This is a genomic window from Sphingomonas sp. Leaf343, from assembly GCF_001423765.1.
Classification (GTDB): Bacteria; Pseudomonadota; Alphaproteobacteria; order Sphingomonadales; family Sphingomonadaceae; genus Sphingomonas.
The window spans coordinates 149,277-172,529 of sequence record NZ_LMPG01000013.1; the positions used below are offsets into that span (position 1 = coordinate 149,277).

Below are 23,253 nucleotides of genomic sequence, written 5' to 3' on the forward strand. Positions count from 1 at the left end.
TCCCTCCCCTCCTCGGGTCCCGGTGCGCGCGGGCGATCCCTCCCCTCCGCCCGCGCGCGCCGAATACTTCCCCCGCCGACCTTCTGCCAAGGATTCCATGCCCCCCTTCCACCGCCTCGTCCTGCCGATCATGCTCCCCCTCGCCGCACTGTCGGCGGGGATGGCGGCGGTTGCGCAGACGACGAGGGTGGAGAACACCGCGACGCTGTCGTTCCGCACCGCGACCGGCGAAACCGCATCGGTCCGCTCGAACACCGTCACGCTGCCCTTTTCGCATGCCAAGCGCCCGACCCGCATCAGCTTTCGCCTGCCGCCGCCCGGTTACCAGTTGACCGGTGCGCGATGCGACCTGACGCCGTCCCCGCAATATACCCCCGCCCCGATCGACGCGGCCACACTGGCGTCCGCCCCGCCGCTGGCCGCGTTCGATCTGTCGCACCCGATGATCTTCGTGCTGGACGCCCCCGGCGCGAACCGCGACCCCGCGATCCGCGACACCGCCAACATCGACATCTCGACGCCGAGCTACAACGGCGAGATTCCGATCATGGAGACAGCGCCGGATAGCGGTGTCTTCGCCGGCGGCGTTCCGCAGGTCGGTACGCAGGCCGAGCTGAAGCCGTGCGAAGCGATCCTGAAACGCGGAGAGCGGCTGAGCTTCAGCTATTCCGAGGATAATTTCAGTTTCTCGTCCGACAACTCGCTGCTGATCGATCCCGCGGGTTACGTCTTCGATTCGCGCGACGGCACGCTGGTCGACGGCGCGATCGTCAGCCTGGTCGATGCGAATGGCGCCCCCGCCACCGTCTTCGGCGTCGACGGCATCAGCCGCTATCCGTCCACCGTCGTCAGCGGGCAGGAGGTGACCGACGCCAGCGGTCGCGTCTACGTTGCCGACAAGGGGCGATACTGGTTCCCGCTGACCCTGCCCGGAACCTATACGATCCGGATCCAGCCGCCGGGCGACTATACCGCCCCCTCCGTCGTCCCGCGCGGGGAACTGGCGAAACTGACCGGCAGCAACGGCGCATACGTCATCAACGACGCGTCGTTCGGCCTGCCCTTCGTGCTGGAGACGCCCGATCCGTTCCTGACCGACATTCCGCTCGACCGGCCCGGATCGAACAGCCTGTTGCTGACCAAGACGGCGTCGGTGCGCGACGCGTCGCCGGGTGATTTCGTCCAGTACCGCCTGCAACTGTCGAACCGCGGCGATGCGCCCGCCCGCGCGCTGAAGATCACCGACACGCTGCCGACCGGCCTGCGCTACGAGCGGGGATCGACGCGCGGCGCGGCGGAGCCGGACGTCGCCAGCGACGGCCGCACGCTGTCCTTCACGGTCCCCGACGTCGGCGTCGGCGGCAGCGTGGACGTGAACTACGTCGTGTCGATCGCCCCCGGTGCGCCGGTCGGCGAGGCGCTGAACCGCGCCCGCGTCGCCGGCAGCGGCGTGACCAGCAACGAAGCCGCCGCCTCCGTCCGCCTGCGCGCGCTGCTGTTCAGCGACGCGATGACGCTGATCGGTCGCGTCACCGAGGGTGCGTGCGGCGATCCGGTCGATAAGCGCAAGGGCGTGCCCGGAATCCGCCTGATGATGGAGGATGGCACCTTCACCGTCACGGACAAGGACGGTCTGTACCATGTCGAGGGCCTGCGCGCGGGCCGCCACGTCGTGCAGCTGGACGAGAACAGCCTGCCCGCGACGCACCGCGCCGTCGCCTGCGACGCCGACACGCGCGCCGCCGGTTCCGCCATCTCGCGTTTCGTCGAGGGCGTGGGTGGCACGCTGAAGCGCGTCGATTTCCAGCTGGAGCCGACCGGCCGCACCGCCGCCGCCACCGATGCGCTGCCGGTCGCGGTCGACGACGATGCCGCCGCCGCCGGCAACCGCGACTGGCTCAGCGGGCAGACGCCGGGCACCGGCTGGCTGTTCCCCGCCGCCGACCACAATCCGCGCGACCCCGCCCTGCGCGTCGTCATCAAGCATGCCCCGTCCGAGCGCATCGCGCTGAGCGTCGACGGCATGGCCGTAGAGGCGCTGGCCTATGACGGCTCCGACACGGCCCCCGATGGCGGCGTCGCGGTGTCCAAATGGACCGGTGTGTCGCTGCACGCGGGCGACAACCTGCTGACCGCCCGCGTGCTGGATGCCGACGGCAAGACGGTGACCACGCTGGAGCGCACCGTGCATTATGCCGGCGCCGGCGTCCGCGCGACGTTCGATGCCGCCAAGAGCCGGCTGATCGCGGACGGCCTGACCCGCCCGCTGATCGCGGTGCGCGTCGTCGACAAGGACAATCGCCCGGTGCGCGCCGGCACGCCGGTGCCCTTCCGCCTCGACCAGCCCTACCGCGCCGCGGTCGAGGCCGCGCTGGAGCAGCGCCGCCAGCTCGCCGGGCGCGAGAAGACCGAGACGCTGGTCAATGTCGTCGGCGACGACGGCTATGCCTTCATCGCGCTGGAACCGACGACGCAGGCGGGTGCGGTCCACGCGACCGTGCTGCTGACCGAAGAGAAGACCGTCCGGTCGAGCGAGATCCGCGCCTGGCTGTCGGGTGCCGCCAAGCAATGGTCGGTGGTCGGCTTCGGCGCGGGCACGATCGGGTACGACACGCTGAAGAGCCGGTCGACGGCCCTGCCCCGCTCGGAGCGCAACAAGCTCATCACTGACGGCCAGCTCGCCGTCTATGCCAAGGGGCGGATCAAGGGTCAGTGGCTGCTGACGATGGCGTATGACAGCGACCGCGCCTACGATCCGCAGCGCGGCCTGCTCGGCGTGATCGATCCCGATCGCTACTACACCGTCTATGGCGACGGCACCGTGCAGGGTTACGACGCGCCGACCCGCCGCAAGCTGTACCTGCGCCTGGAGCGGCGCGAGCTGTACGCGCTGTTCGGCGATTTCGAGACCGGCTTCACCGATACGCAGCTGACCCGCTACAGCCGCACGCTGAACGGCGTGAAGGCCGCCTACGAGGGCCCCACGATCCGCGCGACCGGCTTCGCGGCCAAAACCGATACGCTGTATGCGCGCGACGAGATCCAGGGCAACGGCCTGTCCGGCCCGTACCGCCTGTCGACGCGCCGTATCGTGCCGAACAGCGACAAGCTGCGCATCGAGACGCGCGACCGGTTCCGGTCGGAACTGATCCTCGATACGCGCCAGCTGACGCGTCACATCGACTACGACATCGACACGTCGGCCGGCACCGTCCGCTTCCGCAGCCCGATCCTGAGCCGCGACGGCAACCAGAATCCGGTGTTCATCGTCGCCGATTACGAGGTCGAGGGTGGCCGGACGAGCAAGCTCGCCGCCGCCGCCCGCGTCGCCGCCCGTGTCGGCCGGGTCGAGATCGGCACCAGCATGATCCGCGACGAGACGGTCGCGAAGTCGACCGTCGTCGGCGCCGACCTGAAGGCGAAGCTGGGGGTCACCGAACTGCGCGCCGAACTGGCCGCAGGGGGACGCGGCGGCATCGGCGCCGGCACCGCCTATCTGGTCGAGGCGGATACGCACACCGGCGGCATCGACGTACTCGCCTATGCGCGGCAGCAGGACGCGATGTTCGGCGTCGGCCAGCAGAATCTGGTCGAGGCGGGCACGCGCAAGCTGGGCGTCGACGGTCGCCTGAAGCTGAGCGATCGCCTGTCGGTCACCGGCACCGCGTGGTACCAGACGCAACTGGTCGGTCCGGGCGAGCGGATCGCCGCCGACGCGCGCGTCGAATATCGCCGCAACACCGGCACGCTGTATGCCGGCACGCAGATCGCGTCCGACCGCGGCCTCGACGGGCGCGACCGCGACAGCCGTCTGCTGACGCTCGGCGGCACGCAGGCGCTGTTCGGCGACAAGCTCACGCTGGGCGCGGAAACCCAGATCGCGCCGGGCGGCGACAAGGCGAGCACCGATTTCCCGGAGCGCACGCGCGTTACCGCCGGCTATCGCATCACGCCCGGCATCCGCCTGATCGGCGGGTACGAGATCGCCTCGGGCCGGGATTTCGTCGCGCACACCGCGCAGGCCGGGTTCGACCTGACGCCGTGGAGCGGCGCGAAGCTGTCGAGCACGCTGAACCAGCAGGCGGCGGGCGAGAACGGCAGCCGCACCTTCGCCCAATATGGTCTCAGCCAGTCGGTGCCGATCGGCACGCGCTGGACGATCGACGCGACCGTGGATGCGGCGAACACCGTGAAGGGCAACATCTCTCCCCTCGCCGCGGTCAACGCGTTCCAGCCGGCGGCGTCGGGCGGCTTCCTGTCGCAGACGCAGACCAATGGCGACTATGCCGCGCTGACGCTGGGCGCGACCTATCGCGGGCCGCGCTGGTCTTGGAACGGCCGCGCCGAATATCGCGACGCCGATACCGAGCAGCGGCTGGGCTTCACCAGCAACCTGCTGCGCGCACTGGGCGAGGGACAGACGCTGGCGTCGTCGGTCCGCGCGTACCGTGTGCGCGACGAGGCGGGGCGGATCGCGGCGACAGCATCGGCCGACGTGGCGCTGGCGCTGCGCCCGCTCGACAGCCGCTGGTCGGTGCTGGAGCGGCTGGAACTGCGGCACGAGCGGGCGGACAGCGGCTTCTCCGCCGCCAACGCGCTCGGCGTGCCCTCCTATCGTGGCGGGGATCAGGTCACCGACCGGGTCGTCAACAATCTGGCGCTGAACTATCGCACCGGGCCGGAGGGGCTGTCGCACGGGACGGAAGCCACGCTCTACTACGGCGCGAAGTACGTCCGCGGCCGGTTCGCCGACGACGTGTACGACGGCTTCATCGACGTCGCGGGCTTCGAACTGCGCCACGATCTCGCCAAAAGGTTCGATATCGGGGTGCAGGGCTCGGTCAGCCACGCCTGGGATCGCGGCGTGTGGTCGTGGAGCGGCGGCCCTTCGGCCGGCGTCACCCCCGGCGGCAATGTGTGGGTCAGCGCCGGCTACAATATCGGCGGCTATCGCGACCGCGATTTCTCCGCCGACCGGTACACGCGAAAGGGGCCGTACGTGACGATGCGCGTGAAGTTCGACCAATGGTCGCTGAAGTCGGTGGCGGGTCGGCTGTTCGGACAGCGGCCATGAACCGGATGCGGGTCCTCGTCGCGGCGATGCTGCTCCCGATCGTGACGGCGGCGGCTCCGCTCACGATCGTCAAATCCAGCGTCGTGGCGGACGACCGGATGAACTCGGCTATCCCAAGGGCGCTGCCGGGGGCGCTGGTGGATTACAGCATCCTCGTCACCAATCCGGCGGGGATCCTGACGTCGGGCAACAACGGGCTGACGGTGACGGGCGAACAGTTCACCGACGTGATCCCGGCGAACATGTGTCTGGTGGTCAACAATTATCCCGGTGCCGCCGCGCCGGTCGAACTGGCGGACGGGCTGGCCGCCGGGGCGTTGATCGCGAGCGGGCTGACCCTGCCCTACACCTCGCTCGCGACGCTGACCGACGGCATCGAATTCTACGACGGCACGAGCTGGAACTACGTCCCCGCCCCCGACGCGAACGGGTGCGATGCGAAGGTGAAACAGATCAGGATGAAGATGACAGGCAATCACACCACCGGCGGTACCTTTCGCCTCCGCTTCCGCATGCGGCTCAACTGATGATCGCCCCCAGAAATTGTCGGGATCACGGCGTCGACATCACCGCACCCGCGAGGTTCTTCGCGACGCAGGACCGGGCCGCGGCGGACGCGGTGATCGGGGCGCTGATCGCGGAGGCGGTGGCGAACTGGCTGCTGGACGATGCGACGTTCTGGCAGCGGGTCCGCTTCCGGTCGCGACAATTGCGGGCGCAGACCGGACCGCGCGGGACGAAGGGGGAGTTACGGTTTTGCTGACCGAACAGGATCCGCAGGATGTGGACGTCGGGGGCGTGGTGGCGGCGGACCGGCGGCGCGGCGGCAAGCGGCACCGTGCGGTCCTGCTGATCGGGCGGGCGTCCGGCGCTGGAACGGAGGTCGCATGCCTGGTCCACGACATCTCGGCGGGCGGGATGATGGCGCGGTTCGCGGTGCCGCCGGTGGTGGGGGATCGCATGACGGTGACGATCCGGGGGCTGGACCCGGTGGAGGCGACCGTGCGCTGGGTCCGCAATCGCAAGGCGGGGCTGGAATTCGCGACGCCGCAGATCGTGGAGCGGGTGTTCCAGCCGGTCGGCGAGGACGGGCTGATCGTGCGCGCGCCGCGGTTCGCGCTCGTGCGGCCCGCGCTGCTGCGGTTCGGCGACAAACCGCTGGCGGCACGGACGATCGACGTGTCGGCGGGCGGCGCGAAGATCGCGACGCCGTGGCCGATACGCGTCGGCGATACGGGACAATTGCTGCTGCCGGACACGGGATCGTCGCTGTACGGGCGGATCTGCTGGGTCCGGCCGAGCGACGCGGCGGGTGAAGCGGGCATCCGGTGCGGGTTCCGCTTCGTCACGCCGTTGTCGCTGGATGCGCTGGCGCATATTCTGGCGGGATGATCCCCTGATAGGGTGATCCCCGTCAGGGGGATATTCTCGATGTCGGGAATTTCTGGTGCGGTCGAGAAGACTCGAACTTCCACGTCCTTTCGGACACAACGACCTCAACGTTGCGCGTCTACCAATTCCGCCACGACCGCACGTGAACTCCGCCGGTAACCGGCAGCTGGCAGGTCGCGGCCCCTAGCAAGCGGTTCGGGGGACCGCAACGGGAATCGTCAGGGGCGTTTGCGATCCTCGTGGGGGAAGGCGAGGATCGGCGGTATCTATGCGCCCCCGTCGCCGGCGAAGGTCAGCTCCAGCTGCTTCGAATTGGACGGCACGTCGAGCTTGGCGGAATTGAAATCGAGCGTCGATCCCGGTCCCAGCGTGCGGCGTTCCGGCGTGATCGTCCAGCTGTACACCAGCCGTCCCTGCGCATCGCGCAGTTCCGCGCGGATGTCGGGCACCCGCTGGCGTTCGGACGAGGGATTGATGACCTGGCCGCTGACCGCGAACAGTTCCGACCCGTTCTCGAGCTCGCGCCGCTCGATCGGATTGTCGCGCAGGCGCAGCGGCGTCTCGGCCGGACCGATGCTGAGTCCCAGTTGCTGCGCCAGCCCCGGCGCACCGACCCACAGGATCGCACCCGCGCCCACCAGCATCAGCAATCCCGCCGCGATCGCCAGCAGCGTCCACAGCCGCGCCGGATTGCGCCGGGGCCGGAACGGAGCCTGATGCGCGAAAGCGTCGTAGCCTGCTCCCTCCCCCACGGGGGCGGGGGTGATGTAGTTCGGTTCCGCAAAGGCGGGCTCGGGCTGTGCCGGATCGACATAGCCGGGATCGGTGAAGACCGATGGTTCGGCGGGCGGCTCAGGCTGAAGCTCCGGCTCGGGCGCGATCGAAGCCGCGACCTCGGGCGGCGCGACCGGCTCGGGCGGCTCCGGCGGCTCCGGCGGCAGGTCCAGCGGTGTCGCTTCCTGAAACCAGCTGTGGCGGCAATTCGCGCAGCGGACGGTACGCCCCTCGATCCCCAGCGCACTGTCGGGCACGAGGTAACGCGTTCGGCACTCTGGACATTCGAGGATCATGCTACGCCCCAGCACGCCGACGAAGCGCGGCCGTCATGAATGTGCCACGCCCGCGCGCCGGCTGGCAAGCGCGAAGCGGCGCGCCCCCGCCCGGGCTGGCAAGCGCGAAGCGGCGCGCCCCCGCGCCGGCTGGCAAGCTTGAAGCGGCGCGCCGGGCGTGCCAAGCATCCCGGGACCATGACGACGATCGTGCAGTTCGAGAATGTCGGCTTGCGTTATGGCACCGGCGCGGAGACGCTGACCGATATCAGCTTCAGCCTGCAGGCGGGGTCCTTCTATTTCCTGAGCGGTGCGAGCGGCGCGGGCAAGACGTCGCTGCTGAAGCTCCTGTACCTCGCGCAACGCCCCAGCCGCGGCGTCATCCGGCTGTTCGGCGAGGATGCGGTGGTGCTGCCGCGCGAACGGCTGCCCGGTTTCCGCCGGCGCATCGGCGTGGTGTTTCAGGATTTCCGGCTGGTTCCGCATCTGTCGACCTGGGACAATATCGCGCTGCCTCTGCGCGTCGCCGGCATCGCCGATGCGGAGATCGAGCGGCCGGTGCGCGAGATGCTCGCCTGGGTCGGGCTGGCCGAGCGCGCCGATGCGAAGCCCGCGACGCTGTCGGGCGGGGAGCAGCAGCGCGTGGCGATCGCGCGCGCGGTCATCACCCGGCCGGAGATGCTGGTCGCCGACGAGCCCACCGGCAACGTCGATCCGGAGATGGCGGATCGCCTGATCCACCTGTTCGGATCGCTCAACGCGATCGGCACGACGGTGATCGTCGCGACCCACGACCTGCACCTCGTATCCCGCATCCCGACCGCGCAGATGATGCGGCTCGACCACGGCCGCCTGCTCGATCCGACCGGCGCTCTCCGCTATCCGCCGCCCCGGAACGAGCCGTGATGCCGCTGATGACGCGGTTGACCGGCGGGGGTCGCCCCGACACCAACCGACTGCTCGACGAGGCGGGCGGCGTCCGCGCGATGACGTGGGTGATGGCGATCATGGTGTTCCTGACCGTGCTCGCCGCCGCGCTGGGACTGGGCACCGCCAGCGCGGGACGACTGCTCGACCGGCAACTGGCCGGGCGGCTGACGGTGCAGGTGGTGGAGGGCGAAGCCGCACGCCGCGATGCCGCCGCCGCGCGGGTATTGTCGGTACTGAAGGAGATGCCGGAGGTCGCGCGCGCCACACCGGTCGACCGTGCCGAGCTGACGCGGCTGCTGCGCCCGTGGCTGGGCAGCGACGCCGCCGATGCCGGCCTGCCGGTGCCCGCGATGATCGACGTCGATCTCGCCACCGACGACGAGGCCGCGGCGGCGCGCGTGGTGGCGGGCGTCACCGCGACCAGCCGGGCGGCACGGGTCGACCGTCACGCGCGCTGGATGTCGCCGGTCAGCGGCCTGATGCGATCGGTGACGTGGCTCGCCCTCGGCGTCGTGCTGCTGATGGCGGGCGCGACCGCGGCGGTCGTGGTGCTGGCGGCGCGCGCCGGGCTGGAGGCGCACCGCGCGACGATCGAGGTGATGCACATGCTCGGCTCCACCGACCTTCAGGTCGCGCGGCTGTTCCAGCGCCGGATCGCGCTCGACACCGGTATCGGCGGCATCGTCGGGACGATCGTGGCGGTCGGCGTGATCGCCCTGATCGGCGGGCAACTGACGGCGCTGGGATCGGAGCTGATCGGCGGCATCACGCTGGGCGCGGCGGACTGGATCCTGCTCGCGATCCTGCCGATGGGCTTCGTCGCGCTGGCGATGGCGGCGGCGCGACTGGCCGTGACGCGGGCGCTGAGGCGCACGCTGTGACGCCGGCGTTGCGCCGTCTTGCGAAGACGCCGGCATGATCCGGCTGCTTGGCTTTCTCGGTGTGGTCTGGGCGTTGGGCTTCGCGGTCTTCATGATCGCGCTGCCGCAGCCGCTGGAGGGGACGACCACCGACGGCATCGTCGTGCCCACCGGCGGCGCGGGACGGATCGACCGGGGACTGGAATTGCTGCGCAGCAAACAGGCGAAGCGGATGCTGGTGACGGGCGTCGGATCAGGCGTGCGACCGGCCGATCTGGCCCGCACCTATCCGGGATCGGCGCGCCTGTTCGCCTGCTGCGTCGACCTCGGCACCGATGCGGTCGATACGCGATCGAACGCGGAGGAAACCGCGCAATGGGTCCGCGCGCACGGCTATCGCGTCGTGCGGCTGGTCACCTCCGACTGGCACGTGCCGCGGGCGGGGATGGAACTGCGCGCGTCGCTGGGACCGCGCGTTACGGTACTGGGCGACGGCGTGCCCAGCACGCCGCGGCTGCGGACGCTGGTCAACGAATACAACAAGCTGATCCTGCGCCGGATCGCCATCTGGTTGGGAAGAGCATGATCGTCCGGCTACGCAACATCGCCTTCGCGCTGGTATTCTGGACCGGATCGGTGCCGATCGTCCTGTTCGCACCGGTGGGGGCCCTGTTCGGACACCGCATATTGCGCGCCTATGTCCGCGGCTGGGTGAAATATCATTGCTGGTGCGCGCGCGTGTTGCTGGGCATCAGCATCCGGGTCGAGGGGAACAGGCCCGCGGGGCAGGTGCTCTACGTCGCCAAGCATCAGTCGATGTTCGACGCGATCATCGCACCCGACCTGTTCGATGCGCCGGTGATCGTGCTGAAGCGCGAACTGGCGGACATTCCGGTGTGGGGCTGGGCCGCCAAACGCTATGGCGCGATCGCCGTCGACCGGGAGGCGTCGGGCGTCGCGCTGCGCCGGATGCTGCGCGAAGCGGCCGCAGCACGCGCCGCCGGCCGGTCCGTGCTGATCTTTCCGGAGGGTACGCGCGTACCGCTGGGCGAGCAGCCGCCGCTGCGACCGGGATTTGCGGGGCTGTACCGCTCGCTGAACCTGCCACTGGTCGCGATCGCCAACGACAGCGGGCGGTTATGGCCGCGCAAGGGATTGAAGCTGCCGGGCGTCGTGACCTTCCGCTATGCCGATCCGGTGCCCCCGGGCCTGCCGCGCGACGAGGCGGAAGCGGCGGCGCATGCGGGCATCAACGTGCTGGACGTTCCTGCGGTCTAGCTTCTGCTGTCTAGCTGAAGTGCAGCCGGCGATAGCGTCCGCGGAAGTACAGTAACGGATCGCGCCGCGGTTCGAAGCGGACGCGCTGGACATGGCCGACGAGGATGACGTGGTCGCCAGCCTCATGCCACGCGAACTTCGTGCAGTCGAAACTGGCGAGCGAATGTTCGATGATCGGCGCGCCCGTATCCCACGTCTCCCACGGCGTGGCGGCGAAGCGGTCCTCGTGGCGGCTGGCGAAGCGGCCGGAGACGGTCTGCTGGCCCGTGTGCAGCACGTTGACCGCGAACACCCCCGCCGCGGCGAAGGCGGGCAGCGACTGGACGGTGTTCGCCAGGCATACCAGCAGCAAGGGGGGATCGAGCGACACGGCGGTGAAGCTGTTGGCGGTCAGCCCGACGGGCTTTCCCTCGGCGTCGATCGTCGTGACCACCGTCACGCCCGTCCCGAAACACCCGAGCGCATCGCGCAACGTCCGGGAGTCGCTGCCGGCGCGGTATTCGGGAACGGCGCGCGGCGCGGCCTGCTCCAGGAATTCGAGCAGCAGCGCATTGAACGCGTCGGCGCGATCCGCCGCCACCAGCGGTCCGCCCTCCGAGATCGCCGCCTTGCGAGCGCCAGAGATGTCATGACAGGGGCCGTCGATGACGAGCGTCGGCACCTTGATCCGCGTCGCCGCATCGTCGAGGCGCGCGGACATCGCCGCGTCGCCCGCCGTCTCGTCGAGCAGGACCAGCCCGGTGGCGAGATGCTCGCCCCCCTCCCCCAGCGTCGCGAGCGCGACCTGCGCGCCGAGCCCGGAGCCGACCACGACCGGGCGGGAGCCCAGCGTCTCCAGCACGCCGCGCACGTCGGCGACATGCGCGTCGAGATCGGCCGGCTCCCCGGCCGTCCCGCTGTCCCCATGGCCCCGCAGGTCCAGCGCGATGACATAGCGGCCGGCCTCCGCCAGCGCCGTCACCGCCTCCGCCCACATCGCACGGCTCTGGCCTTCGCCGTGGAGCATCAGCACCGCCGGCGCGTCGGCATCGCCCAGCGCGACGGCGACCAGCGACGCACCCGCCGGTACTGCGTCATATCCGCGGGGAGCGATCGTCATGCCGCCGCCATGCGACAGCCCTCCCCGCGACGCAACCGGCTACCGCCCCGTGATCGTGCCCGTCACGTGGCCGGGCCTATCACGACAGCCGGCCGTCCTCGCCCGCCGCAGGGTCGTAGGCGAACAAGGTTTCCGGATCGGGGCGCGGCAGGTCCTCGACGATCGACGCCGGTGCGACCTGGTGCAGGATGTGGGCGATGATCGCGCGCCGGGCAGCCTTCTTGTCGTCGGCCCGCACGCAGTACCACGGCGCGATGGCGCTGTGCGTGCGCGCCAGCATCGTATCGCGCGCCGCCGTATAGGCTTTCCACTTCTTCTGCGCGACGGCGTCCATGTCCGACACCTTCAGCGCCTTCAACGGATCGGTCCGGCGCGCATCGAGCCGCGACTTCTGTTCCTTTTTGGTAATATCCAGCCAGATCTTGACCAGCTTGATGCCACTTTCGACCAGCATCCGCTCGAAATCGGGTGCATCGCGAAGGAATTCGGCCTGTTCCGCCTTCGACGAAAAGCCCATCACGACCTCGACGCCCGCCCGATTGTACCAGGAACGGTTGAAGATCACGAGTTCGCCCGCAGCCGGAAGATGAGCGACGTAGCGTTGCAGGAACCACTGGGTCCGTTCGCGATCCGATGGTCTGGGCAACGCGACGACGCGCGTCGCGCGCGGCGACAGATGTTCCGTGATCCGCTTGATCGCGCCATCCTTGCCGGCGCCGTCGCGTCCCTCCAGCAGCACCACGACCCGCTCGCCGGACGCGGCCATCGCCGTCTGCAGGTGAACCAGCCCGAGTTGCAGCCGCTCCAGCCGCCCGCTCGTCTTGTCGTCGTCGTCGCTCATCGCGCATCTCCTGAAAGTCGGTTTCGAAACGTAGCGTTTTCCGCTTTACGGCATCACTTGTTCACGTGCATCGGGATCAACTATGTTGTATATCATGTTGGTCTGGGTGTTGACGCACTGTTGCGCATCGCTACGTACACTCGGACCAAAGGAGTAACTGATGTCCCCCGACACCACTGATACCAATGCCGTTGAACTGGCGACCGAACTCACGATTGCTTGGCTCGGCAACCCCAACACTCGCACCTCCGCCGACGAAGTTCCCTCCTTCCTGGGCAAGATGCACGACACGGTGTCCGCGCTACTGAATGCCGGCAGCCAGCCCGCCCCCGCGGCGGATGCGTCGGCCGAGTATGTACCAGCGGTCAGCGCGCGCAAGTCGCTCGCGTCCAAGGATCACATCATTTCGATGATCGACGGCAAGCCGTACAAGACCCTGCGCCGCCATCTGGCGACCAACGGCCTGACCCCCGTCGAGTATCGCGAGCGTTACGGCCTGAAGCCGGACTATCCGATGGTCGCCGAGAATTACTCGGAGAGCCGTCGCGCGATGGCGAAGAAGATCGGTCTGGGCCGCAAGCCCGGCACCAAGGTCGAGAACCAGGGCGCCGGCCGTCGTCGCAAGGCGACCGAGGCCCAGGCGGCGGAGTAACCGTCCGCCGACGCACGACGAAAAAGGGGCAGTCCGCCGGACCGCCCCTTTTTTATTGCCTGTTCGCCGAACACGCCGCCTTATTGGCCGAACACGCCCGGCCGATAGAGCAGGGTGATCGCGACCCGCCGGTTGCGCGGATCGCCGGGATCCTTCGCGATCATCGGTTCCCGGTCGGCGACGCCCTCGATCCGTTCGAACCGTGCCTCCGGGATACCGCCCAGCGCCAGCCGCCGTCGTGTCGCTTCCGCACGGCCGGTCGCCAGCATCCAGTTGTTCATCGCGCGCGGATCGCCGAACGGAACGCTGTCGGTGTGGCCGCGGATCATGATCGGGTTCTGCGTGCCGCGGATCGATTCCGAGATCATGCCGATCAACTCTCCGGCGCGCGGATCGAGCGCGGTCGTCCCCATCGCGAACATTGAATAATCGGCATCGTCGACCAGATCGATCCTTAGCCCCTCGTCCGTCCGTACGAACTTGACGTGGCTGGCCAGCTTCGCGAGGTCTGCCGATCCCGCCATCTTGGCCATCACCTGACGCTTCATCTGCTCGAACGTCTTCAGGTCCTCGGCGCGGCTGGCCGGAGTGCTGCGCAGCGATCCCTTCTTGCCCATCCCGACATCGGGTCCGGCCTGAAGCGACGGAGCGGGGATGCCCATCGACGCGATCGCCGCCGCCGCCGCCTTGGGCCCGGTCTTGTTGTTCGACATCAGCGATTCGCCGCCCAACGGCCCCGATCCGCCGATGCCCAGTTTCTTGGCATCCATCAGCGTCGGCGCGAAATAGTCGGCCAGTCCCTTGCGCTGCTTTTCGGTCGTCGCGCCGAGCAGCCATAGCAGCAGGAAGAACGCCATCATCGCGGTCACGAAATCGGCATAGGCGACCTTCCACGCGCCGCCATGGTGGCCGCCGTGACCCTCGATATAGATCTTCTTGACGATCACCTTGGGCGGGACGTTGTGCCCGTGGGGAGCTGCCTTCGCCATCGCCTACTTGCCCCGGAGCCCGTCGAACACTTCGGCGAAGCCGGGCTGGTTCTTGTGCTTGATGCCGGAACGCGCCGCCTCGATCACCAGCGGCTGCGGATGGCCGTGGAGCGAGGCGATGATGATCTGCTTCACCACGTCGTAGATCGCGGCATCGGCATCGATCACCTGCTTCAGCCGGCCGGCCAGCGGCGACACGATGCCGTACGCCAGCAACACGCCCATGAAGGTGCCGACCAGCGCCGATCCGATCATCCCGCCCAGCACCGACGGTGGCTTGTCGATCGACCCCATCGTCTTCACGATGCCCAGCACCGCCGCGACGATGCCCAGCGCGGGCAGCGAATCGGCGAGACTGTTCAGCGTCGTGTGCGGCCCCTCCACCTCGTGGTGGTGCGTCTTGATCGAGTGGTCCATCACCTCCTCGACGGCGTGCACGTCCAGCGTTCCCGACGACACCACCACGAGGCGCAGCGTATCGGCGATCAGGTTGATGAGCGTGTGATCCTTCAGCAGCTTGGGATATTCGGCGAAGACGGCGGAAGACTTGGGGTCCTCGACATGCGGCTCGACCGCGATCGGGCCTTCCATGCGCAGCATCTTCATCAGCTTCGACACCAGGAAGATGACGTCGAGATAATCCTGCTTCTTGTACTTCGGCCCCTTGAAGACCTTGCCCAGTCCGCCGCCCATCGCCTTCAGCTCGGCACCCGAGTTGCCGATGATGAGCGCGCCCGCGGCGGCACCGCCGATGATGAGCATCTCGTGCGGGATCGCGTGCATGACGGGGCCGAGCGCGCCGCCGGTGATCGCGAAGCCGCCGAACACCATCGCGATCAGGACGACTATGCCGATGGTTGGGAACATTGCTGGGCTGCCTCCGGGTGACCGGCATCGCCGGCGTTACCCGACCGGATTAGCGTGAAGTCGTCGCCATCCGGTTACCAGCGGGGTAACTCAACGTAGATAATCGAACAACGACAGCTGGGACAATTTGCTGAACGTCTGCTGCGTGGCCGACAGCGCGGTCATCAGCTGCTGCATTTCCATGTACGCCGCGGGCACATCAGTGTCCTCCAGCGAGGAGCGCAGTTCGTCGCGATCCATGTTCGTCGTCGTCTGCAAGGATTGCTGGAGTTCGACGCGTGCGCCGCGCGCGCCGACAGAAGCCTGCACCACGTCGACCCGGTCGCCCGCCGCCCGGATCGCATCCAGCGCGTCCTGCGCCGGCTGATCGGTGGCGGTGCCCGTCATCAGCGCCTTGGCCAGCGTATCGAGCATGTTCAGCGTGTCGTCGCTGCCATCCTTGAAGATGCGGCTCGCGCTCTCGGTTGCCTGCACCGACTGGTTGTCGGCGATCGGTACCTCGGACACGTTGGTGGTCGCGTATTGATAGACGCCGTTCCCGTCGCGCGCGACCGCCGGCGTGCCGTCGGGCGTACCGAACAGCGGCTCGCCGCGCACATTGCGGGTGTTGGCGAGGCCGACGATCGCATCGACGATCGATGCCAGTTCGGTGCCGAAGATCTTGCGCGACTCGGGTGTCTCGGTGCCGTTCGCCGCCTTGGTCACCAGTTCGCGCGCACGCACGATCTGCGTGCCGATCTGGCCGAGCACGCCGTCTGCCTGATCGAGCAGCGATCCCGCCAGCGTCAGGTTCTGGCCATAGACCGCGGCGTCCTTGTCCTTGCGCGACAGCTCCGCCAGTTGCTGCGAGACGGCCGGGTTCTCCGACGGCGTCTGCACCTTCTTGCCGGTCGCGATCTCCGTCTGGAGCTTCGTCGCGCGCGCCATCATCGTCGAGATGCGGCTGGCGTTCGTGTCGTAGAAGGATGCGGTCGATATCTGCATGGCGATCACCGGATATCCAGGATGGTTTGCAGCGTGTCGCGGGCGACCTGGATCACCCGGCTGGAGGCGGAATACGCCTGTTGGAAGCGCATCAGTTCGACCGCCTCGCTATCCATGTTGACGCCCGCCACGCTGCTCTGCGCGCTGACGGCCCCGTCGCGGATCGCGGTCTGCGCGGCGATGATCGTGTTCTTCTGGTCGAGCGCGCTGGCATTGTCCGTCGTGATCTGCGTCAGCTTCGCTTCCCAGCCGCGGTCGGTGCGCAATGCCTGCAGATCGGCGAGGTTGCTGGAGTCGCGCTTGCCGAGATTGTTCTTGGCCGCAGCGATCTTCGAGCCGCTGTCGAAGTTCAGGGTGATCTCGGTCGGTTTGCCGTCGCTGGCATTGAACATCTTCGTGCCGGCCACGCCGGCCTGATCCTGGCCGGCGAGCTGGGTCTCGTTGACCTTCAGCACGAAATCCTTGGCGACGTTGTTCAGGTCGGTACGCGACGCCGCGGCTTTCTGCGCGCCGTCGACGATCCCCGCCAGCTCGCCACCGTTCAGCGACACCGACAGCCGGTCGAGGCCGTTCACGACCGAAAGCGCAACCGATCCGTCGGTGTTGCGCGAATAGGCGAGGCCGTTGACGGTATTCTTCTCGACGAACGCCGTGCCCGATGCGCCACCCAGTTTGACGGTGGCGCGGCCGAGCGGGTCGAGCGTGACGCCGATATCGGCCAGCGTGCTCATCTGGTCCAAGATGGCGTCGCGCTGGTCGGCAAGCTGGGCCGCGGCGGCGCTGTCGGGCGGCGTCCGGCTGATGCCGTCATTGACCTGCACCAGCGACGTGCCGAGCGAATTCAACTGGGCCGTCGCCTGCACACCCGCCGAGTCCAGATCGGCGTCGATCTGGTCGAAGGCCCGACCGGTGGCGGTGAAGGCGATCGCGGTGGAGCCGGCGGCGTTCAGCATCCGGGTGCGCAGCGCGCCGGAATCGGGCTCGGCCGCCAATCCGGTGGCGGCGTTGAAGAAACCGGTGACGCGGCCGGCCAGCTCGTTGCCGGTCATCGCCTTTTCGATCCGGTCCAGCCATTGCGCCCCGGACGCCGAGCGGGCGAGGTCCGCCCCCGACGACCGCACGGCCAATTGGGTATAGCTGTTGCCCGCGCGAACGATGCCGGTCATCAGCACGCCGTTCGACGCGCTGCGGTCGACCGCGCCGACGCCACCGCTGATCTCCGTCATCCGGACGCTGCGGCGCGTGTAGCCGGCCGACCCGACATTGGCGATATTCTCGCCAGTGACGGTCAGCGCGCTCTGGTATGCGCGGACGCCGGATGCGCCGATCGAAAGGAGATCGCTCATGACCGGCCGTTATCCGGGGGGCTGATTAAGATCTGGTTGAGAGCGCGACAGAAATTCCGTCATCGCCTTGCCGATGCCGAGCGGCGTGTGCTGCGCCATGTCCTTGACGGTCAGCTGGTCCTGCATGTCGCGAAAGGTGTCGCTGGACTTCGAATCGAACAGCGGGTCGGCCAGTTTCGCCTGCCGCATCGACTTCAGCATCATGCCGGTGAACACCGATTCGAACTTCTCGCCAGCCTCTTTCAGATTGGCCTTGCTCGCCAACCGGCTCGAGTCGACCGAGATGCCGGTGGTCGGCGCGGCGGCCGTCGCGGACGAGATGGCGGGAATGTCGGTCACAGGACGATCAACTCCGCCTTCAGCGCGCCGGCTTCCTTCAGCGCCTCCAGGATCGCGACGAGGTCGGCGGGCGATGCGCCGATCGCGTTCACCGCCTTCACGACATCGGCCAGCTTGGGGCCGGGTGTCAGCAGGAACATCGGCTTCTTTTCTTCGTCGACGGACACGTTGGAACGCTGCTCCACCGCGGTCTGGCCGTTCGACAGCGGTCCCGGCTGGCTGATCCGCTGGTTCTCGTCGATGCGGACGGTCAGCTTCCCGTGCGTCACCGCGGCGGCGCCGACGCGGACGGCGGAGCTGATGACGACGGTGCCGGTACGCGCGTTGACGATGACCTTGGCGGGCGGTTCGGCGGAGACGACGTCGAGATTCTCGATCGCCGACATCAGCGTGGCGCGCGGCTCCGCACCCATCGGTGCGCGGACCTGCACGGAGACGGCGTCGATCGCCTGCGCGACGCCGCCGCCCAGCTTGCCGTTGATCGCGGCGGCGACGTTCTGCGCGGTCGTGAAATCGGCCCGCGCGAGGTTGAAGGTCAGGTTCGGCGCACTGTCGAAACCGGTGGCGACGGCACGTTCGACCGTGGCACCCTCCGGGATGCGGCCGGTCGAGGGGACGTTGACGACGATCTTCGATCCGTCCGCGCCCTCCGCACCCAGTCCGCCGACCGCGAGATTGCCCTGCGCCATCGCATAGATCTGCCCGTCCGCGCCCAGCAGCGGCATCATGATGAGGCTGCCGCCGCGCAGCGACTTGGCGCGGCCCATCGACGCGACGGTGATGTCGATCCGCTGGCCCGGCTTCGCGAAGGGCGGCAGGTCGGCCGTGACCATCACCACCGCGGCGTTCTTCATCGCCGGGTTGACGTTCGGCGGCAGTTGCAGCCCGAAGCGCGAGGTCGCCGCCTTCAGCGACTGGACCGTATATTCGAGATTGTCGTCACCCGTGCCCGGCAGACCGACGACGACGCCGTATCCCGTGAGCTGGTTCGAGCGGATGCCCTGGAACCCGCCCAGATCCTTGATGCGATCGGCGCTCGCGGGAGCGGCGATCAGCGCCCCCGCCGAAGCGGCAAGCAGGATCGTGAACGAGAGGAGGAGATGACGGATCATGGCCGCCGTCTTGCCAGCAAGATGGTTACCGAATCGTTCACGCTTTCCACCGTGCAACAGCGAAGGCATCAGAACGGACTCACCACCGAGAAGAAGCGCGACAGCCAGCCCTGACGGCTCGCGCGCGCGACGTCGCCCTTGCCGGTATAGGAGATCTGCGCATCGGCGACGCGGGTCGAGGGCACGCGGTTATCGAGGTCGACATCGGCGAAGCGGACGATGCCCTTGATCCGCACGAACTCGTCGCCGCGGTTCAGCGTGACGCGCTTCTGGCCCTGCACCAGCATCGTGCCGTTCGGATAGACTTCGGCCACCGTGACGCTGACTTCGCCCGACAGCGAATTGGCCTGATCGGCCGAGCCGCCGCCCTTGAAGTTGCGGTTGCCGCTCGCCGAGACGTCGGTCGACGTGAACAGGTTGAGCGGCCCGGTCGCCGGCGGCGTGATGCTCGCCCCGCCCGACGAGTCGAGCTTGGAATTGGCGGTCTTGGACGCGGCGGTGCGTTCCACCAGCACGATCGTCAGCGGATCGCCGACCCGGCGCGCGCGCCAGCCTTCATGCAGCGCGGCATATCCGCCCGACACCTGGAAGATCGCGCCGTTGGCCGGCGCGACGACCGGTACCGGCAACGGCAGCGGCGCGGGGCGGACGGCGGTGAAATCCTCCGCCGGCTTCTTCTTGCCGAACAGGCCGGCGTGCGCCGGCGATGGCGCGGCGGCGGCGAGCACCAGCAGCCCCGATGCCGCGGCGAGCGCGACCTCGATCCAGTGGAGCCGAAGGGAGCGCGATGCGGATGTCACGGTGCGACGCCTCACAGGTTCTGGTTCACATATTTGAGCATGTCGTCGGTCGCGGAGATCATCTTGGAGTTCACCTCGTAGGCGCGCTGCGTCTCGATCATGTCGACCAGTTCCTCGACGACGTTGACGTTCGATGCCTCCAGCATTCCCTGTCGCACGCGGCCGCGGCCGTCCTGACCGCCGATGCCGAGATTGGCCGCGCCGCTCGCCGCGGTTTCGATCATGTAATTGTCGCCCGTCGATTGCAGGCCGGCGGCGTTCGGGAAGCCCGCGACCTGGATCTGACCGAGCTGCGACGCCTCCGCCTGTCCCGGGATCGTCGCCGACACGGTGCCGTCGTTGCCGATCGTGATCGTCGTCGCATTGGCCGGGATGGTGATGCCGGGCATCACCTGATAACCTTCGCTGGTGATGATCTGCCCCTCGGGCGAGCGCGAGAAATTGCCGGCGCGCGTATAGCCCAGGCCACCGCCCGGCAGCTGCACCTGGAAATACCCGTCGCCGTCGATCGCCATGTCGAGGCTGTTGGTCGTCTGCTGCATCGACCCCTGCGTCTCGATCCGCGCGGTGCCCTGCACCTTCACGCCGGTTCCGAGGTTCAGGCCGGTGGCGTATTTCGTCTCGCCGGTGGACTGCGCGCCGGGCGCGGTCACGACCTGATAGGACAGGGTCTCGAACGAGGCGCGGTCGCGCTTGAACCCCGTCGTGTTGACGTTGGCGAGGTTGTTCGAGATGACCCGCATGCGCGTATCCTGGGCGTCGAGCCCGGTGCGTGCGATGTGCATGGCGGCGTAGGTCATGCGATTTCTCCCTTAAGACGGCAGGCGCATCAGCGATGCACCGCTTTCATCCATGTCCTTGGCGGACTTCATCATGTTGGCGGACACTTCGTAGGCGCGCTGGTTCTCGATCATGTCGATCAGCGCCTGCGTCATGTTGACGTTGCTGCCCTCCAGCGCCCCGCCCTCGACCTTCGCGTCCAGATCGGCCGGCAGGGTGCCGCCGCCGCGCACGCGCAACAGGTTGTCGAGGCCCTTGACCGTGTCGGTGCCCTTGGTCGACGCCAGCTTCAGCCGGTCGACGATCTGCGGCGTGCCGGTCGCGTCACCCTGCGCCACGATCGAGATCGTGCCGTCGCCGCCGATCGTCACCGAACTGGCGGGCGGCAGCGTGATCGGGCCGGACTGGCCCATCACCAGAAAACCGTCGCCGGTCTGGAGCACACCCGACGGCGCGATCGTCAGGTCGCCGCGGCGCGTATAGGCTTCCGATCCGTCGGACGCCTGCACCGCCATCCACGCATCGCCCGCCATCGCCACGTCCAGCGCGCGGCCGGTGCGGCTGATGACGCCCGGCGAGCGATCGGCGTCGGTCACCTCCTCCGACGTCGGCGCGCGCGCCTCGATCTGGGCACCGCCGCCCTTCAGTTCGATGCGGTCGAACACGACGCGGTCGGCGCGGAAGCCGGTGGTCGACACGTTCGCCATGTTGTTGGCGATCGCCGCCTGCGACGACATGTGCGCGCGCAGCGCCGTCGCCGCGGTATAGACGAGCTTGTCCATCCTGTGCCTCCGCGCCCCGTTTCAGATCAGCTGCGGATGTTGAAGATGGTCTGCGAGACCTGGCTGGCGGTATCCAGCGCCTTGGCGTTCGCCTGGAAGTTGCGCTGTGCCGCGATCAGGTTGACCAGCTCCTCGGTGATGTCGACGTTCGAACCCTCGATCGTGCCCGACATCAGCTTGCCGAAGCCGTCCGCGCTCGCCGAACCCAGCGCCGCCTCGCCGGACACGCCGGTGGCCTCCCAATAGGCGGTGCCGATCTGGCGCAGGCCGGTCGGGGTCGAGAACTTGGCCAGCGCCACCTTGCCCAGCGGCACGATGTCGCCGTTGGAGAAGCTGGCGCGGATCAGGCCGGAGTCGGTCACCGTCACGCCGGCGAGCTGGCCGACCGCAATGCCGTCCTGCTTCTTGGTGCCGACCGAGAAGGCGCTCGACAGCTGGGTCGAACCGGACAGGTTCAGCGACACCGTCTGCGACGCGGCGCCGGAGGTCGGCACGAACGCGTTGAAGGTGATCGCAGCTTTCGGGTCGGCCAGCGCACCCTTGTCGTCGAAGGTCAGCGTGACCTTGTCGGCCTTGGCGGTGCCCGTCGTCATCGGCTGGTCGCCGATGAAGGTGTAGACGTCCCATGTGCCGGTGGTCGCGTCCTTGGCCGGCACCGCATTCGGATCGGCGGCCGTGCCCTCCTTGGTACGGACGTAATAGCTGGTCATCGTCTGCGGGTTGCCGTTGGCGTCGTAGACACGGGTCGCGACCGAGTTGTTGTAGGTCGCCGTGTCCGACCGGTCGAACTTGTACCCGATCTTGTCGCCCTTCAGCGTCGAGGTCGACGACACCTGCACCGGATACGACACCACGCCGGTCGCCTTGGGCGTGCCGCTGGTCTGCTGGATCTGCAGGTTGGTCAGACCATCGTTGCCGGTGGCGGTGACGTTGCCGTCGCTGTCGACCGGATAGACCATCAGGTAGCTGCCCTGCGCATCGACGACGTTGTTGCCCGAATCGACCGAGAAGCTGCCGTTGCGCGTGTAGTTGACCGAGTCGCTGGTGCCGGTCGACTTCATGATGAAGAAGCCCTCGCCGACCAGCGCCAGATCGAGCGCATTGGACGTGGTCTGGAGGTTGCCCTCCTTGAACTGCTGCGTGTTGCCCTTCACGACCACGCCCGATCCGACCATCTTGCGCGGATCGGTCGACACGCTGGACGCGATGACGTCGGCGAATTCCGTGCGGCTCTTCTTGAAGCCGGTGGTCGCGACGTTGGCCAGATTGTGGCTGATCGTGGCCATGTCGGTCTGCGACGCCTGAAGGCCGGAGAGCGCGGTGTAGAAGGACATTGGGTAGCTCCTGCGTGAAAGGGGTCAGGCGATCGGGGCGGATCGCGCGGGAAGATCAGGCGATCGAGCGGATCGCGGAGGTGGACACCGTGCCGAGGCCGGTGATGTTGAGCGTGGGTTCGCCGCCGGCAGGGACCGACACCGACTGCACCGGCGCCCAGACGAGGCCGCGCGCGGTGACCGTGCTGCCGCCGTTGGCGGCGTCGACGGTCACCTTATAGGGGCCGCCCTCGATCGCGTTGCCGGCATCGTCCTTGCCGTTCCAGTCATAGGTGGCGCTGCCCGCGGGCTGTGCGCCGAGCTGGAGCGTCTTGACGACGCTGCCGTTGGCGTCGGCGATCGTCACCAGAACGTCGGTCGCCGCCTTGTCCAGCTCGACCGCGCCGGTGATGCCGCCCGACTGACGCTCGTAGGCGGTATCGCCCTGCGTCAGCACGGTCTTGCCGACGAAGCTCATCGCATCGGTCGCGCTGGTCGAGCCGAGCTTCGTCGCGATCGCCTTCATCGACGCGTTCATCTCGCTGATACCGGCGACGGACGAGAACTGCGCCATCTGCGCGACCATCTGCGTGTTGTCGACCGGGCTGAACGGGTCCTGGTTGTTCAGCTGCGCGGTCATCAGCTTCAGGAAATCGGTCTGGTCGAGCGAGGATTTCGTGCCCGCCGCCGACACCTTCGAGGCCATCTTGGCGGAATAGGCATCGATCCCCGGCTGGATCGCATATGTCGTGTCGATCGCCATGAT

At 68.2% G+C, this 23,253-nt stretch carries 23 protein-coding genes and 1 tRNA gene; 9 read left to right on the top strand and 15 right to left on the bottom strand.

The features are described from left to right. Positions 1 to 97 precede the first annotated feature (97 nt). The 4 genes from ASG07_RS11850 to ASG07_RS11865 are packed head-to-tail and all read left to right on the top strand — an operon-like array spanning position 98 to position 6,466. On the top strand, positions 98 to 5,074 hold the full coding sequence (locus ASG07_RS11850; protein WP_082474764.1) for a DUF11 domain-containing protein: 4,977 nt from the start codon (positions 98 to 100) through the stop codon (positions 5,072 to 5,074). Then, on the top strand, positions 5,071 to 5,601 hold the full coding sequence (locus ASG07_RS11855; protein ID WP_055846553.1) for a hypothetical protein: 531 nt from the start codon (positions 5,071 to 5,073) through the stop codon (positions 5,599 to 5,601). Before ASG07_RS11850 ends, ASG07_RS11855 begins: the two co-directional genes overlap by 4 nt. Continuing rightward, positions 5,601 to 5,837 (top strand): hypothetical protein, encoded by a 237-nt coding sequence (locus tag ASG07_RS17270; protein ID WP_055846557.1) that lies wholly within the window; start codon positions 5,601 to 5,603, stop codon positions 5,835 to 5,837. The genes ASG07_RS11855 and ASG07_RS17270 overlap by 1 nt, the downstream gene beginning before the upstream one ends. Continuing rightward, the gene (locus tag ASG07_RS11865) at positions 5,831 to 6,466 is read left to right on the top strand and encodes a PilZ domain-containing protein (RefSeq protein WP_055846560.1); all 636 of its coding nucleotides are present in this window, start codon (positions 5,831 to 5,833) and stop codon (positions 6,464 to 6,466) included. The genes ASG07_RS17270 and ASG07_RS11865 overlap by 7 nt, the downstream gene beginning before the upstream one ends. Positions 6,467 to 6,519: 53 nt before the next feature. On the opposite strand, the gene ASG07_RS11870 is transcribed toward ASG07_RS11865, so the two are convergent. Beyond that, positions 6,520 to 6,606: transfer RNA gene (locus tag ASG07_RS11870), tRNA-Leu, on the bottom strand. A 126-nt stretch (positions 6,607 to 6,732) separates the two neighbouring features. Then, positions 6,733 to 7,536, bottom strand: coding sequence for an MJ0042-type zinc finger domain-containing protein (locus ASG07_RS11875; protein WP_055846563.1), 804 nt, complete (start codon positions 7,534 to 7,536; stop codon positions 6,733 to 6,735). A gap of 177 nt (positions 7,537 to 7,713) precedes the next feature. Here ASG07_RS11875 and ftsE point away from each other — a divergent pair, with 177 nt between their 5' ends. The 4 genes from ftsE to ASG07_RS11895 are packed head-to-tail and all read left to right on the top strand — an operon-like array spanning position 7,714 to position 10,583. Further along, positions 7,714 to 8,421, top strand: a complete 708-nt coding sequence (gene ftsE / locus ASG07_RS11880; RefSeq protein WP_055846565.1) for a cell division ATP-binding protein FtsE — start codon at positions 7,714 to 7,716, stop codon at positions 8,419 to 8,421. Between the two features lie 8 nt (positions 8,422 to 8,429). Continuing rightward, the gene (locus tag ASG07_RS11885) at positions 8,430 to 9,326 is read left to right on the top strand and encodes a cell division protein FtsX (protein ID WP_055847071.1); all 897 of its coding nucleotides are present in this window, start codon (positions 8,430 to 8,432) and stop codon (positions 9,324 to 9,326) included. Positions 9,327 to 9,360: 34 nt separating this feature from the next. Continuing rightward, positions 9,361 to 9,891, top strand: coding sequence for a YdcF family protein (locus tag ASG07_RS11890; protein WP_055846569.1), 531 nt, complete (start codon positions 9,361 to 9,363; stop codon positions 9,889 to 9,891). After that, positions 9,888 to 10,583, top strand: coding sequence for a lysophospholipid acyltransferase family protein (locus tag ASG07_RS11895; protein ID WP_330219022.1), 696 nt, complete (start codon positions 9,888 to 9,890; stop codon positions 10,581 to 10,583). The genes ASG07_RS11890 and ASG07_RS11895 overlap by 4 nt, the downstream gene beginning before the upstream one ends. A gap of 10 nt (positions 10,584 to 10,593) precedes the next feature. Here ASG07_RS11895 and ASG07_RS16975 read toward each other — a convergent pair whose 3' ends face one another. Further along, complete coding sequence (locus tag ASG07_RS16975) at positions 10,594 to 11,682, bottom strand: alpha/beta fold hydrolase (protein ID WP_082474766.1); 1,089 nt, start codon at positions 11,680 to 11,682, stop codon at positions 10,594 to 10,596. A 79-nt stretch (positions 11,683 to 11,761) separates the two neighbouring features. After that, positions 11,762 to 12,523: a polyphosphate kinase 2 gene (gene ppk2 / locus ASG07_RS11905; RefSeq protein WP_055846572.1), complete on the bottom strand. Its 762-nt coding sequence runs from the start codon at positions 12,521 to 12,523 to the stop codon at positions 11,762 to 11,764. Positions 12,524 to 12,683: 160 nt separating this feature from the next. Here ppk2 and ASG07_RS11910 point away from each other — a divergent pair, with 160 nt between their 5' ends. Continuing rightward, positions 12,684 to 13,175: a MucR family transcriptional regulator gene (locus tag ASG07_RS11910; RefSeq protein ID WP_055846575.1), complete on the top strand. Its 492-nt coding sequence runs from the start codon at positions 12,684 to 12,686 to the stop codon at positions 13,173 to 13,175. Between the two features lie 80 nt (positions 13,176 to 13,255). On the opposite strand, the gene ASG07_RS11915 is transcribed toward ASG07_RS11910, so the two are convergent. The 11 genes from ASG07_RS11915 to ASG07_RS11965 form a co-directional block, all read right to left on the bottom strand. Continuing rightward, a complete protein-coding gene (locus ASG07_RS11915; protein WP_055846579.1) occupies positions 13,256 to 14,164 on the bottom strand; it encodes a flagellar motor protein MotB in 909 nt (302 codons plus the stop codon). A gap of 3 nt (positions 14,165 to 14,167) precedes the next feature. Further along, a complete protein-coding gene (gene motA / locus ASG07_RS11920; RefSeq protein WP_055846584.1) occupies positions 14,168 to 15,031 on the bottom strand; it encodes a flagellar motor stator protein MotA in 864 nt (287 codons plus the stop codon). 90 nt (positions 15,032 to 15,121) lie between these two features. Then, on the bottom strand, positions 15,122 to 16,015 hold the full coding sequence (locus ASG07_RS11925) for a flagellin N-terminal helical domain-containing protein (RefSeq protein ID WP_055847080.1): 894 nt from the start codon (positions 16,013 to 16,015) through the stop codon (positions 15,122 to 15,124). Between the two features lie 5 nt (positions 16,016 to 16,020). After that, positions 16,021 to 17,361 carry a flagellar hook-associated protein FlgK gene (gene flgK, locus ASG07_RS11930; RefSeq protein WP_055846588.1) on the bottom strand — a complete coding sequence of 447 codons (1,341 nt, stop codon included), beginning with the start codon at positions 17,359 to 17,361 and terminating at the stop codon, positions 16,021 to 16,023. Between the two features lie 9 nt (positions 17,362 to 17,370). Next, positions 17,371 to 17,700, bottom strand: coding sequence for a rod-binding protein (locus ASG07_RS11935; RefSeq protein WP_055846591.1), 330 nt, complete (start codon positions 17,698 to 17,700; stop codon positions 17,371 to 17,373). Then, positions 17,697 to 18,812 carry a flagellar basal body P-ring protein FlgI gene (locus ASG07_RS11940; protein ID WP_055846595.1) on the bottom strand — a complete coding sequence of 372 codons (1,116 nt, stop codon included), beginning with the start codon at positions 18,810 to 18,812 and terminating at the stop codon, positions 17,697 to 17,699. Before ASG07_RS11940 ends, ASG07_RS11935 begins: the two co-directional genes overlap by 4 nt. A 68-nt stretch (positions 18,813 to 18,880) precedes the next feature. Next, the gene (locus ASG07_RS11945; RefSeq protein ID WP_055847084.1) at positions 18,881 to 19,576 is read right to left on the bottom strand and encodes a flagellar basal body L-ring protein FlgH; all 696 of its coding nucleotides are present in this window, start codon (positions 19,574 to 19,576) and stop codon (positions 18,881 to 18,883) included. 47 nt (positions 19,577 to 19,623) lie between these two features. Next, on the bottom strand, positions 19,624 to 20,412 hold the full coding sequence (gene flgG, locus ASG07_RS11950; protein ID WP_055846600.1) for a flagellar basal-body rod protein FlgG: 789 nt from the start codon (positions 20,410 to 20,412) through the stop codon (positions 19,624 to 19,626). Between the two features lie 12 nt (positions 20,413 to 20,424). After that, the gene (locus ASG07_RS11955) at positions 20,425 to 21,174 is read right to left on the bottom strand and encodes a flagellar basal body rod protein FlgF (protein WP_055846603.1); all 750 of its coding nucleotides are present in this window, start codon (positions 21,172 to 21,174) and stop codon (positions 20,425 to 20,427) included. A gap of 26 nt (positions 21,175 to 21,200) precedes the next feature. Next, entirely contained in the window at positions 21,201 to 22,508 is a 1,308-nt protein-coding gene (locus ASG07_RS11960) for a flagellar hook protein FlgE (RefSeq protein WP_055846607.1), read from the bottom strand. Between the two features lie 55 nt (positions 22,509 to 22,563). Further along, entirely contained in the window at positions 22,564 to 23,250 is a 687-nt protein-coding gene (locus tag ASG07_RS11965; RefSeq protein ID WP_055846610.1) for a flagellar hook assembly protein FlgD, read from the bottom strand. Positions 23,251 to 23,253 lie beyond the last annotated feature (3 nt).

What these genes read in the sequence shown, in the direction of transcription:
- ASG07_RS11850 (WP_082474764.1), top strand. Translation starts at nt 98, where the DNA reads ATGCCCCCCTTCCACCGCCTCGTCCTGCCGATCATGCTCCCCCTCGCC.
- ASG07_RS11855 (WP_055846553.1), top strand. Translation starts at nt 5,071, where the DNA reads ATGAACCGGATGCGGGTCCTCGTCGCGGCGATGCTGCTCCCGATCGTG.
- ASG07_RS17270 (WP_055846557.1), top strand. Translation starts at nt 5,601, where the DNA reads ATGATCGCCCCCAGAAATTGTCGGGATCACGGCGTCGACATCACCGCA.
- ASG07_RS11875 (WP_055846563.1), bottom strand. Translation starts at nt 7,536, where the DNA reads ATGATCCTCGAATGTCCAGAGTGCCGAACGCGTTACCTCGTGCCCGAC.
- ftsE (WP_055846565.1), top strand. Translation starts at nt 7,714, where the DNA reads ATGACGACGATCGTGCAGTTCGAGAATGTCGGCTTGCGTTATGGCACC.
- ASG07_RS11885 (WP_055847071.1), top strand. Translation starts at nt 8,430, where the DNA reads ATGACGCGGTTGACCGGCGGGGGTCGCCCCGACACCAACCGACTGCTC.
- ASG07_RS11890 (WP_055846569.1), top strand. Translation starts at nt 9,361, where the DNA reads ATGATCCGGCTGCTTGGCTTTCTCGGTGTGGTCTGGGCGTTGGGCTTC.
- ASG07_RS11895 (WP_330219022.1), top strand. Translation starts at nt 9,888, where the DNA reads ATGATCGTCCGGCTACGCAACATCGCCTTCGCGCTGGTATTCTGGACC.
- ASG07_RS16975 (WP_082474766.1), bottom strand. Translation starts at nt 11,682, where the DNA reads ATGACGATCGCTCCCCGCGGATATGACGCAGTACCGGCGGGTGCGTCG.
- ppk2 (WP_055846572.1), bottom strand. Translation starts at nt 12,523, where the DNA reads ATGAGCGACGACGACGACAAGACGAGCGGGCGGCTGGAGCGGCTGCAA.
- ASG07_RS11910 (WP_055846575.1), top strand. Translation starts at nt 12,684, where the DNA reads ATGTCCCCCGACACCACTGATACCAATGCCGTTGAACTGGCGACCGAA.
- ASG07_RS11915 (WP_055846579.1), bottom strand. Translation starts at nt 14,164, where the DNA reads ATGGCGAAGGCAGCTCCCCACGGGCACAACGTCCCGCCCAAGGTGATC.
- motA (WP_055846584.1), bottom strand. Translation starts at nt 15,031, where the DNA reads ATGTTCCCAACCATCGGCATAGTCGTCCTGATCGCGATGGTGTTCGGC.
- ASG07_RS11925 (WP_055847080.1), bottom strand. Translation starts at nt 16,015, where the DNA reads ATGCAGATATCGACCGCATCCTTCTACGACACGAACGCCAGCCGCATC.
- flgK (WP_055846588.1), bottom strand. Translation starts at nt 17,361, where the DNA reads ATGAGCGATCTCCTTTCGATCGGCGCATCCGGCGTCCGCGCATACCAG.
- ASG07_RS11940 (WP_055846595.1), bottom strand. Translation starts at nt 18,812, where the DNA reads ATGATCCGTCATCTCCTCCTCTCGTTCACGATCCTGCTTGCCGCTTCG.
- flgG (WP_055846600.1), bottom strand. Translation starts at nt 20,412, where the DNA reads ATGACCTACGCCGCCATGCACATCGCACGCACCGGGCTCGACGCCCAG.
- ASG07_RS11955 (WP_055846603.1), bottom strand. Translation starts at nt 21,174, where the DNA reads ATGGACAAGCTCGTCTATACCGCGGCGACGGCGCTGCGCGCGCACATG.
- ASG07_RS11960 (WP_055846607.1), bottom strand. Translation starts at nt 22,508, where the DNA reads ATGTCCTTCTACACCGCGCTCTCCGGCCTTCAGGCGTCGCAGACCGAC.
- ASG07_RS11965 (WP_055846610.1), bottom strand. Translation starts at nt 23,250, where the DNA reads ATGGCGATCGACACGACATATGCGATCCAGCCGGGGATCGATGCCTAT.